At 63.5% G+C, this 12,528-nt stretch carries 9 protein-coding genes; 4 read left to right on the forward strand and 5 right to left on the reverse strand.

The annotated features are described in order from the left end of the window. Window position 1 precedes the first annotated feature (1 nt). The 4 genes from BLR26_RS19235 to BLR26_RS19250 form a co-directional block, all read right to left on the reverse strand. Window positions 2-631, reverse strand: coding sequence for a DUF3885 domain-containing protein (locus BLR26_RS19235; RefSeq protein ID WP_093384230.1), 630 nt, complete (start codon window positions 629-631; stop codon window positions 2-4). Between the two features lie 87 nt (window positions 632-718). Next, window positions 719-2,716, reverse strand: coding sequence for a peptidase U32 family protein (locus tag BLR26_RS19240; RefSeq protein ID WP_093384235.1), 1,998 nt, complete (start codon window positions 2,714-2,716; stop codon window positions 719-721). 172 nt (window positions 2,717-2,888) lie between these two features. Then, window positions 2,889-3,269: a RidA family protein gene (locus BLR26_RS19245; protein WP_045201304.1), complete on the reverse strand. Its 381-nt coding sequence runs from the start codon at window positions 3,267-3,269 to the stop codon at window positions 2,889-2,891. A 51-nt stretch (window positions 3,270-3,320) separates the two neighbouring features. After that, entirely contained in the window at window positions 3,321-5,033 is a 1,713-nt protein-coding gene (locus BLR26_RS19250) for an amidase (RefSeq protein ID WP_093384240.1), read from the reverse strand. 333 nt (window positions 5,034-5,366) lie between these two features. Between BLR26_RS19250 and BLR26_RS19255 the strand changes: the two genes are divergently transcribed. Continuing rightward, window positions 5,367-6,596: a DUF1444 domain-containing protein gene (locus tag BLR26_RS19255; RefSeq protein WP_093384245.1), complete on the forward strand. Its 1,230-nt coding sequence runs from the start codon at window positions 5,367-5,369 to the stop codon at window positions 6,594-6,596. A gap of 93 nt (window positions 6,597-6,689) precedes the next feature. Then, a complete protein-coding gene (locus BLR26_RS19260) occupies window positions 6,690-7,244 on the forward strand; it encodes a UPF0149 family protein (protein WP_093384250.1) in 555 nt (184 codons plus the stop codon). A 93-nt stretch (window positions 7,245-7,337) separates the two neighbouring features. Here BLR26_RS19260 and katG read toward each other — a convergent pair whose 3' ends face one another. Continuing rightward, window positions 7,338-9,608: a catalase/peroxidase HPI gene (gene katG / locus BLR26_RS19265; protein ID WP_093384254.1), complete on the reverse strand. Its 2,271-nt coding sequence runs from the start codon at window positions 9,606-9,608 to the stop codon at window positions 7,338-7,340. A gap of 203 nt (window positions 9,609-9,811) precedes the next feature. Between katG and BLR26_RS19270 the strand changes: the two genes are divergently transcribed. Together BLR26_RS19270 and BLR26_RS19275 are read left to right on the forward strand one after the other, a co-directional pair. Beyond that, complete coding sequence (locus BLR26_RS19270; protein WP_093387588.1) at window positions 9,812-10,423, forward strand: M41 family metallopeptidase; 612 nt, start codon at window positions 9,812-9,814, stop codon at window positions 10,421-10,423. Window positions 10,424-10,531: 108 nt separating this feature from the next. After that, on the forward strand, window positions 10,532-12,514 hold the full coding sequence (locus tag BLR26_RS19275) for a GIY-YIG nuclease family protein (RefSeq protein WP_093384259.1): 1,983 nt from the start codon (window positions 10,532-10,534) through the stop codon (window positions 12,512-12,514). Window positions 12,515-12,528: the final 14 nt, after the last annotated feature.

A 12,528-nucleotide genomic window follows, 5' to 3' on the forward strand; every position in this document is an offset into this window, starting at 1 on the left:
GTCAATGCAGGACGGTGGCGAAGCTTGCGTCCATGCGCTCGCGGTCGTAGTCCAGCAGCCACGGCTGGTGCTGGCGGTACAACAGCGCGAGCACGTCGTGGTTGGGGCCCACCACATCCATACCCCGATCGTCATAGGGCAAGGCCATCAACCGCTGGTTGAGGTTGAACAAGTAGACACCGCAGCAAGGGCTCGGGCGTATGGTCCCCGGATTATCGGCCAATGCGCACCAGAGCACCGGTTGCAGCAACGACAGTGGCGCCTCAAAGGCGAGGTGCAGCCAGTACTCGGGCTGGTGCTCTTCGAACCAGTCGTCCGGGTCCAGCCGCTGGCTCCACAGTGAGCGCCGGGCGGGGACGCGAATACCGGCGGCACGCAAGTCGCGCAACACGTCGCGGTGGGCAAAACCGTTACCGTTGGAGTGCACGCGCAGGCACACCACCATCGCTTGCTCACCGGCAAACAGGTCGCGGCACACCGCGGTGGCCTTGCTGACTGCCAGCAGGAAGCGTTCGATGTCGCTGCCGCCTTCGGCCAGCTCGAAGCGCAGGCCTTGCGGGTAGTTATAGAAAAGCGGCCGGGCAAAGGCCATGCCGCTGAAAATATGCTGGATTTGCAGTTGTAGGTTCACGTTACCTTCCTGGCTGTCGGCCCCGCACAGCTGGGGCCAGAGTCCATTGCGGCCAGCACCCTGAAGGTGCTGGCCGCGGTGTTTCACTCAATGCGGCGCGCGCGGGATGGTCTTGAGCAGGTCTTCAGGGCTGATATGCCCGACCACCTGCTGCACGCTGCCCGGTTGCGGCAGGCCAAGGATGTGGCCTTTCATCTTGCCGATGACGTGCATCTCGCACGGCTTGCAGTCGAACTTCAGGGTCAGTACTTCATCGCCGTGAATCAGCTGCATCGGCGCCACCTTGGTGCGCACGCCGGTCACGCCCTTGGCCTGCTTGGGGCACAGGTTGAAGGAGAAACGCAGGCAGTGCTTGGTGATCATCACCGGCACTTCGCCCGCCTCTTCGTGGGCCTCGTAGGCGGCGTCGATCAGCTTGACCCCGTGACGGTGATAGAAGTCGCGGGCCTTCTGGTTGTAGACGTTGGCCAAAAACGACAGGTGCGACTCCGGGTACACCGGCGGCGGGTTGGTCTCGGCCTTGCGGCCACCGCGCGGGTGGGCCTGGATGCGCGCGGCGGTCAGCGCTTCGATGACCTCGCGGCGCAGGGCCTTGAGCTGCGAGTTGGGGATAAAGTACGCCTGCGGCGCATCGAGCTGAACGTCGGTGGCGTGGTACTCGGTGGTGCCCAGCTGGCCGAGCAGGTCGCGCAGTTGCTCCAGCGCCTGCTCCGGCTTGTTGGCCAGGCCGAACGGACCGTCCAGGCTGACGCTGGCACTGATGCCCTCCTCGCTGGCGGCGGTCAGGGCCAGGCGCTGTTCGTCAAGCTTGGCCACCCAGGCCAGGCCGATACGGCGCTCGGCCGAGGTCTTTTGCAATGCCTGCTGCCAGTTGTGGTCGAGGTTGCGGCTCAGCGGGTGGTTGGGCCGCAGCTGGTGCATGCCCTTGGGCATCTCGTTGGGCTCGACGCGGTAGCGGTAGCGTTTTTCGCCGTCTTCATCGAACTCGCCTTTCGGCTCGGCGATGTTGGCGCGAAAGCCCACCACTTCGCGCTTGACCAGCACGTTGAGGCCGTCGCCGTTGGACAGCGGCTCGTGGGTGACCACCTGCAGGTCGCGCTTGCCGACTTTCTCGACCACACCCACCGGCAGGCCGGTGAAGGTCGGCGAGTCGAAGGCGCCGATGTCGATCTTGCGCTCGCTGACGAAGTAGTCGGTGCTGCCGCGGTGGAAGGTTTTGTCCGGGTCGGGCAGGAAGAAGTGCGCGGTACGGCCGCTGGAGGCGCGGGCCAGGTCCGGGCGGTCTTCGAGCACGGCGTCCAGGCGCTGGCGGTAGTAGGCGGTGATGTTCTTCACATAGCCCATGTCCTTGTAGCGCCCTTCGATCTTGAACGAGCGCACGCCGGCCTCGACCAGGGCGCGGATGTTGGCGCTCTGGTTGTTGTCCTTCATCGACAGCAGGTGCTTCTCGTAGGCGATCACCCCGCCCTTTTCGTCCTTGAGGGTGTACGGCAGGCGGCAGGCCTGGGAGCAGTCGCCACGGTTGGCGCTGCGCCCGGTCTGGGCGTGGGAGATGTTGCACTGGCCGGAGAAGGCCACGCACAGCGCACCGTGGATGAAGAACTCGATCGCCGCGTCGGTCTCGTCGGCGATGGCGCGGATTTCCTGCAGGTTCAGCTCGCGGGCCAGCACCAACTGGGAGAAACCGGCCTGGTCGAGGAACTTGGCCCGGGCCAGGGTGCGGATGTCGGTCTGGGTACTGGCGTGCAGCTCGATCGGCGGGATGTCCAGCTCCATCACCCCCAGGTCCTGGACGATCAGCGCGTCGACGCCGGCATCGTACAGTTCGTGGATCAGCTTGCGCGCCGGCTCCAGTTCGTTGTCGTGGAGGATGGTGTTGATGGTGGTGAACACCCGCGCGTGGTAGCGATGGGCGAACTCCACCAACTGGGCGATATCGCTGACTTCGTTGCAGGCATTGTGGCGCGCACCGAAGCTCGGGCCGCCGAGGTACACAGCGTCGGCGCCATGCAGAATGGCCTCGCGGGCGATGGCGACATCGCGGGCGGGGCTGAGCAATTCCAGGTGATGCTTGGGCAGGGACATGTTTTTTTAGTCAGGCTGTCACGGTCGAGGCGCGCATTGTAGCGGCGAAACGCCTGAACGGCACCCGTAGCCTGCCCGGTGGTGCGCCCGAGCGCGGGTCAAGTCGAGGCGTCGCACCGCCGCTCCCACAGGTTCGGCGTTGCGATGAGGCCAGCCCAGCCACCGCAACAACTCAGGCCTTGGCCGCCATCGCAGTCACTTCCACACGCATGCCTTCCACCGCCAGCGACGCCACGCCCACTGCAGCGCGCACCGGCCAGGGCTTGGCGAAGAAGCGCTGGTAGACCTCGTTGAACGCCGCCCGCTCGGCCATGTCGGTGAGGTAGATGGTCAGGTGCAACACCCGGTCCATGGAGCTGCCAGCACGCTCCAGAGCGACTTTCAGCGCTTGCAGGGTACATTCGCTCTGGGCGGTGATATCGCCCAGTTCCAGGCTGCCGTCGGCACGCGTGGGGATCTGGGTCGAAACCAGGATGCCGCCGAAACCGGCGACGTCGGAAGAGATCGACTCGGCGTCCGGGTCGGGGATGAAAGTGATGTCTTGGTTAGCCATGGGTATCTCGTGTCTGGGGAATAAAAAAGGGCGGTTACCCGCCCCTTCTGCTTACTTGCCGCCGGCCAGCGCCGGCGTGCGCGGCGGCACCAGGCGCCGGGAGCCGGTCGACTCGAAGGCAGCCGCCAGGCGCAGCAATGACGAATCGTCGTAGGCGCGACCGGCAAAGGTCAAGCCCACCGGCATGCCGATATCGGCCATCACGCCCATCGGCACGGTCACCGTCGGCACGCCCAGGTGACGGATCGCCAGGTTGCCGTTGGCCACCCACACGCCGTTGCTCCAGGCAATGTCGGCCGACGCCGGGTCGACATCGGCATTGGCCGGGCCGACGTCAGCGACGGTCGGAAAGATCACCACGTCGAGTTTGAGCGCATCCATCCAGTCTTCGAGGTCGATGCGCCGGGTCTGTTCCAGGCCGCGCAGGCCGTCCGGCACAGTGCTGATCTGGTCCCACGGGGTGATGCCGCGCTCGGCCATGCGCACGTATTCGTCCATGCCCGCGGCCAGGTCGCCTTCGCGGTTGGGCAGCGTACCCGGATCATGCGGGAAAATCTTCGGCCCGTCGACATCGACCAGGCGGTTGAGCTTGGGGTCGCCGTTGGCCTGGAGGAAATCATCGAAGGCCCAGGCGGTCAGGTCCCACAGTTCGTGGTGAAGGAACTCCTTGGACACCAGGCCGCGATTGAACACGGTCGGCGCACCCGGGCGATCGCCTTCGCAGTTGGATACCAGGGGGAAATCGACTTCGATGACTTCGCCACCGGCCGCTTCCAGGGCCTTGCGCGCCTGCTCCCAGAGGGCGATCACCGATGGCCGGGTGTTGATCCGCTGGCCGGTCGGGCCACCGATGCCCGGGGCTTCGCTGGTGCCGGCTTCAGGGTCGGCATTGATGTACATGCGCGGCACGCCGAAACGCTTGCCCTTGAGCGCTGCGGCATCGGCTGCAAGCTCGTGGTAGGAGGCCGGGCGCACCGAATCGACGCTGGGGATTGGCACCCAGGGCTGCAGGCGCCACAGATCGCCGCGTTTGTCCGGGTCTTGGGCGACGACGATGTCGAGCACTTCGAGCAGGTCGGCCATGGTCCGGGCAAAGGGCACCACCACGTCCATGGTCGGCGTCAGCGGCCAGTTGCCACGCACCGAGATCACCCCACGCGAGGGCGTGTAGGCGCACAGGCCGTTGTTCGAGGCCGGGCCGCGACCACTGGACCAGGTTTCTTCGGCCAGGCCGAAGGCGGCGAAGCTGGCCGCCGTGGCAGTACCGGCGCCGTTGGACGAGCCGGAGGCAAACGGTGCGGTCAGGTAGTCGGCGTTGTACGGGCTTTCGGCGCGGCCATAAACGCCGCGCTGCATGCCGCCGTTGGCCATCGGCGGCATGTTGGTCTTGCCCAGGCAGATGGCGCCGGCAGCGCGCAGGCGCTCGATGGTGAAGGCGTCGCGATAGGCCACAAGGTCAGCGAAGGCCGGGCTGCCGGAGGCGGCGGTCAGGCCCTTGACCAGGTAGCTGTCCTTGGCGGTATACGGGATGCCGTCGAGCGGGCCGAGGGTCTGGCCCTGGGCGCGGCGTTCGTCAGAAGCCTGCGCTTCGTTCAGCGCTTCGGGGTTGCGCACCACTACAGCATTGAGCTTGGTGGCAGTGTCCGCGCCATCGTAGGCGTCGATGCGCGCCAGGTAGGCCTTGACCAGCTCCACCGCGGTGGTCTGGCCGGACTCGAGCGCAGCGCGCAGCTGGGCAATGGAAACCTCTGTGACTTCGATCATGCTGCTACCGCCGAGGGTTGATGGCTGACTGGGTTAAGGCTTGCACCACACGGGGTCTGGAGCACGGGGATTTCACGGCTTTGAAGATGGGTTCGCATAGTTGTTCTCATTGCACGGCATGACGCTGCAGGGTCTGGACGAATTACCTGAGCGGCCTATTTAGCACCAAAATTGCCCACAGCGGAACGGGGAGCCAGCGGGCAGCGGTGCATTCAGCCGCGTGCGAAGGTGCAAAATCGGCCGCCAGGCCTGGGCGAGGCGCAGATATTCAGCTTTACCCCTCCCACCACCACGAGCATCATGCGCACTTCGCGTTCACGGAGGATTTCGCACATGTTCAGGGCACTTTTCGACACGCTGTTCAAGCGCACACCTACCGAGGAAGGCTTTGCCCGTACCTTCATCAAGGCCGCGCGCGCCGGCGGTTATGCCGAGCCACTGGACTATCAGGCCGACGACTTTCGCCTGCGCTACGGCGCCGGCAGTTACTTCAACCTGCACAACGCCTACCGTGACTACCTGAACGCCGACAAGGGCCGCAAAACCGAGGTACTCAACAGCTACCTGCGCGGCCTGATCGACAGCCGCAACAGCAGCGCAGTGCAGCCCCTGGAGCAGGTTAGGCCGCTGTTGCGGCCGGTGATCCGCAACCTGGCCATGCTCGAAGAGATCCGCCTGCATCAGGTCCGTCATCAAGGCTGGGACTCGCCCTGCCCCATGGCCTGGCAGCCGTTCTGCGAAGACTGCGTGACCTTGCTGGCCATCGACTACCCCGACACCACCTCGACCCAGACCGCCGGCCCGCCACAGGACTGGGGCATCAGCCTGGAGCAGGCGCTGGCGATTGCCCTGGACAACCTGCGCGACGCCAGCCCCGATGCCTTCGAGGCGATCCTCCCCGGTTTGTACCAGGGCGCCTGGAAGGACGGCTATGACACCAGCCGCGTGCTGCTGCCCGACGTGCTGCAGCGCTTGGCGCTCAAGGGCCAGCCGGTGTTCATGATGCCCAGCCGCGATGTGCTGATGGTCACCGGCGACAAGGACGCCGACAATCTGCGGCAGATGGTCGAGCTGAGCTTCCACGCGCTGGAGCACGGGCGCGCGCAGTCGAGCCAGATCTATACCTATCACGACCGCCGCATCGTGCCCTTCCAGGTGCAGGACGCGCACCTGCAAGCGCGCCTGGGCGACCTGCAGCGGCTGCTGCGCCACGGCATCTATAGCACGCAAAAAGAGTTTCTCGACAAGATCCACGAAGCCCATCCCGAGGACATCTTCGTCGCCACCCACAGGCTTTACAGCGACGCCGAAAACGGCAATAGCAGCTTTTCGATCGCGGCCTGGACCGAGGGCGTATTCACCTCGTTGCCGCAAACCGACCGGGTGATCCTGGTCCAGCCCCAGGCAGACGGCTCGGCCCAGACCCAGGTGGTGGCCTGGCACGAGGTTGAAACACTGCTGGGCGGGCTGCTGAGCAAAGACGGCGAGCTCTACCCGCCACGCTTTCGCACCCTCGGTTTTCCCAGCGCCGAGCAGTTGCAGCAGCTGACGCCCATGGGGTGAGGCCCAACTTGAAGCAACGGGGCTGGATTTACACTGCACAAAGCCTCATCCTCCCCGCCTTTTGCCCGCGCCTGAGCGGCCAAGGAGATACCCATGCACGACCTGCCACTGGCTGCCGCCGACTTCGCGTTCCTCGACGCCACTTTACAGCAGTACGGCGATGACCACTCGGTGCTCAACGCCTCGGAGCTCGACGGCTACTTCACTGCGCTGGTGTCGAGCCCGGTGCAGGTGGACATCAGCGAGTGGTTCCCGGCGATCTGGGGCGGGCAGATGCCGGAATGGCAAAACGCTGCTGACTGCCAGCGCTTCGTCGAGCTGTGTGCCCGTCACCTGAACAGCCTGGCCACCCAACTGGTTGAAGCGCCGCAGGCATTTGCCCCGCGCCTTGAGCAGACCGAACACCAGGGCCAGCCGTTGCCATTGGCGGAAGAATGGTGCTTTGGTTATTTGCGCGGTATCGCCATTGCCAACTGGCCGGTGCTGCCTGAAGCGCAAATGCAGGCCTTGCAGGTGATTACCGGCTGGGCCGAGCAGGATGAATTCGAGCTGCCGGCGAACCTGGACGTTGCCTTGCATCGTCAGCGGGTGGTGGCGATTGCCCCGGCGGCGCGGGCGCTGCATGACTACTGGCTGGCGCAGCGCTGATTGGCTCTTTGGTGCCTGCATTACCACCGCTGCGCGCTCGATCGCGGGTCAGTTCCGCTCCCACAGGGAAGCGGAACTGACCCGCGATGAGGCTTACTTGAGATCGAACCGGTCCAGGTTCATCACTTTCGTCCAGGCCGCGACGAAGTCCTTGATGAATTGCTCCTTGGCGTCGCGACTGGCATAGAACTCCGCCAGCGCCCGCAGTTGCGAGTTGGAACCAAACACCAGGTCGACCCGGGTGCCGGTCCATTTCACCGCGCCGGTCTTGCGGTCACGCCCTTCGAACGTTTCGTTGGCCGCCGACACCGGCTTCCACTCCACGCCCATGTCCAGCAGGTTGACGAAAAAGTCGTTGCTCAGTGTACCCGGCTGCTGAGTGAAGACGCCGTGCTTGCTTTGCCCGGCATTGGCCCCCAGCACCCGCAGGCCGCCCACCAGCACGGTCATTTCCGGCGCGCTCAAGGTCAGCAGTTGCGCTTTGTCGATCAGCAGGGCCTCGGCCGGCACCCGGTAGCTGTTCTTCAGGTAGTTGCGAAAACCATCGGCATTGGGCTCAAGAAAACCGAACGACTCGACGTCGGTCTGCTCCTGCGAGGCATCCATGCGCCCCGGGGCAAACGCCACGCGGATATCGACCCCGGCGTTCTTGGCCGCCTGCTCGACCGCGGCGCTGCCCGCCAGCACGATCAGGTCGGCCAGGGAGATTTTCTTGCCACCGGCCTGGGCACTGTTGAAGTCGTTCTGGATGCCTTCCAGCACGCTCAGCACCTTGGCCAGCTGCTCAGGCTGGTTGGCCTGCCAGAACTTCTGCGGCGCCAGGCGCAGGCGCCCGCCATTGGCCCCGCCGCGCTTGTCGGAGCCGCGGAAGGTCGAGGCCGCCGCCCAGGCCGTGGACACCCGTTCGGCCACCGACAGCCCCGAAGCCAACAGCCTGGCCTTCAGTGCGGTCACGTCGCTGTCATCGACCAGGGCATGGTCGAGCGCCGGGATCGGGTCTTGCCAGAGCAGCTCTTCGCTGGGCAGTTCCGGGCCCAGGTAACGCGACAGCGGGCCCATGTCGCGGTGGATCAGCTTGTACCAGGCACGGGCAAAGGCATCGCTCAATTGCTCGGGATTGGCCAGAAAGCGCCGCGAGATCGGCTCGTAGATCGGGTCGAAGCGCAGCGACAGGTCGGTGGTGAGCATGGTCGGGTTGCGCCGTTTGTTCGGGTCGTGGGCATCGGGGATGATCCCCGCACCAGCGCCGTTTTTTGGCGTCCACTGGTTGGCCCCGGCCGGGCTCTTGGTCAGTTCCCAGTCGAAGCCGAAGAGGTTTTCCAGGTAGTTGTTGCTCCAGCGCGTTGGCGTGGTGGTCCAGGTCACTTCCAGGCCGCTGGTGATGGTGTCGGCGCCTTTGCCCGTGCCAAAGCTGTTGCGCCAGCCCAGGCCCTGTTCTTCAAGACCGGCGGCTTCCGGTTCCGGGCCGACGTTATCGGCAGGGCCGGCGCCGTGGGTTTTACCGAAGGCATGGCCGCCGGCGATCAGGGCCACGGTTTCTTCATCGTTCATGGCCATGCGTGCGAAGGTTTCGCGGATGTCCTTGGCGGCGGCGACCGGGTCGGGGTTGCCTTCCGGGCCTTCCGGGTTGACGTAGATCAGGCCCATTTGCACCGCGGCCAGGGGGGGTTCCAGGTTGCGGCCCTGGTCGGTGCGGCTTTCTTCGTTGCCGTGCTGCTCGGGCTCGGCCACCAGGGTGCCCTCACCAGGCTCCTGCATCGGCTGCGGGCCCTTGCCGTAGCGGGTATCGCCACCCAGCCACTTGTTTTCCGAGCCCCAGTAGACGTCTTCATCCGGCTCCCAGACATCCGCGCGGCCGCCAGAAAAACCAAAAGTCTTGAAGCCCATGGATTCCAGGGCAACGTTGCCGGTGAGCACGATCAGGTCGGCCCAGGAGATGCTCCGGCCATACTTCTGCTTGATCGGCCACAGCAGGCGCCGGGCCTTGTCCAGGCTGACGTTGTCAGGCCAGCTGTTGAGCGGCGCGAAGCGTTGTTGTCCGGAGCCTGCGCCGCCACGGCCATCACCAGTGCGGTAGGTGCCGGCGCTGTGCCAGGCCATGCGGATGAACAGCGGCCCGTAATGACCGAAATCCGCTGGCCACCAGTCCTGGGAATCGGTCATCAAAGCATGCAGGTCTTGTTTCAGGGCTTGAAAGTCCAGGCTCTTGAAGGCCTCGGCATAGTTGAAGCCATCGCCTTGGGGATCGGACTGCGGCGAGTGCTGGTGGAGGATCTTCAGGTTCAGTTGGTTCGGCCACCAGTCGCGGTTCGTCGTACCACCGCCAGCGGCATGACTGAACGGGCATTTCGATTCAGTAGACATGGGTGAGCTACCTTTGTATCCAGCGTTTTAGTTATCTCCACATCAGGTCCGGCCGGCACCCGCCAGCGCATCATCAAGGCTAGTCCCGGCCCCGGCAGTCAGCAAATAGACGCAGTATTGCCCGCCGATAGCCATAATCTCTTATACCAACCCCAGGGAAGGAGCAGATCGTAGCGATAGCCGCCTCACCTGAGGTCATGACCATGAACAGCCGTCCGCGTCGCACCGCCTACCACGAAGCCGGCCATGCCCTGGCCTTCTGGTGGAACGGCCTGGCGATCAGGCGGGTAACCGTGCGCACCCGGGCAGAAGCGCTGATCGGGCCGATGGTGGATTTGCGCGGCAACCTGCAGGCGGTCAAGGGCCTGGTCGAGGCGGACTACCTGGTGCCCCTGCCCGCCTTCGAGCCGCCAGGCATCGCCGAACACCTGCCATCGATGATCGAGCTGATCGAACGCGACCTGCTCAACTGCTTCGCCGGCCCCGTGGCCGAGGCAATCTACCGTCACAGCGCCGATGATCGCTTTCTCACCAGCAGTGGCGCCGGCGACCTGCGCCGGGCCCATGAACTGATCGCCCTGCTGCCGGCGCGCCAGGTTGCGCAGGCCGGGCCCATGGCCCTGGGTCGCTGTCACAGCCTGCTACGCGCTTACTGGCCGGTGCTGCGGGTGCTCGCCGAACGGCTGCGCGAGCAAGGCGTACTCGACGGTGAAACACTGATCGAGCTGCTGTGCCAGTTGACCGGCGAGACCCCGCAACGGCTCGGCAATCCGCTGGCAAGCCTGGACAGGCGCTGGCAACAACGGTCGGTGTGAGCTTCAGCCCTGGTGGGCAACTTGCTGTTACCCGGACAACCCGGCAAGCTTGCCGCTCAGCGCGCACTGCATCCGCCGTACACCCCGCAAGCAAGGACCTTGAACCCCATGAGTAATGCCACCCAGGCAAATTTGCCGCAACGCTCGGCAGTCACCAGCAAAAGCCTGGCTCAAGCGACACAAGGAACCTTCAACATCCCGCTTATCGGTGAGCTTGCGGCCTTCACCTACCAGGACGCAGTCAAGTTCCCATCATTACTGCTGGATGATGCAAACAGCGCCTATGTCTACATCCTCAGGCGCACGGACAAGCTCGATACCGAGCACAATGCCCCGCAACCGTTTTATGTGGGTAAAGGCATCAAGCGACGCTACGCCTTTCACTACTATGAAGCGGCGACGACGGCCAAATACGCACCGTCCAAAAACATGCGCAAGATCCACACCATCAACAAGGTCGGCAGGGATAAGGTACTCATCCAGATCATTCCCTGTCACTCAAGCGAGTACGCCAATGACCTTGAAATCAAGCTGATCGCACATTGGGGGCGCAGTTCGAACAATAGCGGTTGCCTGACCAACTTGACCGACGGAGGCGAAGGGGTCAGTGGCCTGCAGATGCCCGAGCATGTACTGGAGCTTCTGCGGGAAAAGGCCAGGCAACCGGTGCTGTTCAACGGCAAAAAGTACGCGGGGATCAAAGTGGCCTTCCAGGCCCATAGCCCACTGGAAATCGCCAACGCCCTGGAAGTCGATATCGAATCCGGGTATTGCACGGACTACAACACATTCAAAGCCTGGTATCACAACTGGGCCAAGCAAGGCTTTTTTCCGGAAGGTTTCAACTATCTGGACGAAGACCGGCCGGTGTATATGGAAAACAGCCGGGCGCTTATCCAGGAGCAGACTCAGGCCAACCGCATGGAGGGCTACAAGAAAGCCTGGAACACCCGTTACGCCTACCCCCGCTATTGGGTGAGAGGCAATGCTTATCACACCATCAGCGAGGCTGCCGCAAAGGAAAGCGTCGGTACCGAATCCAACCTGGCCGCCCTGTTTCGAAGAATGGTATCAAGCAACCTTTTTTATCAAGGCTACAACCTGCTGGACGCCTCCGGGAACAAACTATTCCAGGAAAGCCAACAGGGACTGCTGGACGTTGCTCGCCTCAAAAACGCCGAGTTTCTGATCGACCTGGTGTCCAAGCCTGTTCTGCTGAACGGCATTCTTTACGAAAACCGCATGAGCGCTTTCGGACAATCCAGCCACAGTGAGAACATCACTTACTTTGCGTTCACCAGCCAGATCAATCGTTACATCAAGGCCGGGGTTTTCCCTCATGGGCTGAACGTGCCCGATGCCAGCGGTGCGCCCACTTACCCGGAAATCGATCCCTTCCTGCTCAGGGGCCGCACCCTGCAGCATTACTACAAAGTGTGCAACCGGCTGTTCCCCAGCATGCAGTCAGCCTCGTTGTTTTATGGTCTGAGCCACTCGGTCATCCACCGCTACTTCACAACCTGGAAAAAAGAAGCCGAATCGGCGGCCAACCCTTTGGCATTTCCCACGGGTTTCAACATCTACGACTCAAAGACGCAACAGTCCCTTTACCCGGAAATGGAGATTGTCGATTGTCGTGTACCGGCATCCGGCTACCTCTACCTGGGTAAAAAATTCGCTACCCTGGCTCAGATCGACACCTATAGAAAACGAGCGCGCGGCGTCACCTCAACGTTGTGCCAAAAAAGACGCAAAGCCTATTTCGAAACCCAGGCACCCCTGGATAGCACGCTCAATGTCCTCGGACTGGACGGCACCCCCTTGTACCCCGTCGACCTGAGCCTGAAGATATCCACGCCCATTGCTGCAGCCGACGGCAATGGCCATCGACTGCACAATGCCGCCAAACCGGTATGGATTTACCACGACAGCGGCTGGACCCGCTTTGACTCACACAGCGCGGCGTACCGGGCGTTGCGCTGTCTGCAGCAGAAGTACAAGAACGAGGACAGTTTCACCGCTTCGATTGCTTCACAGGTCAAGGCTGGAAGACGGCCTGACTGGCTGTCGCTGACCGACCCTGAGTGCTGAGGGTTGGCACCTTG

Origin of the sequence: Pseudomonas sp. UC 17F4 (genome assembly GCF_900101695.1) — a bacterium.
GTDB lineage: Bacteria > Pseudomonadota > Gammaproteobacteria > Pseudomonadales > Pseudomonadaceae > Aquipseudomonas.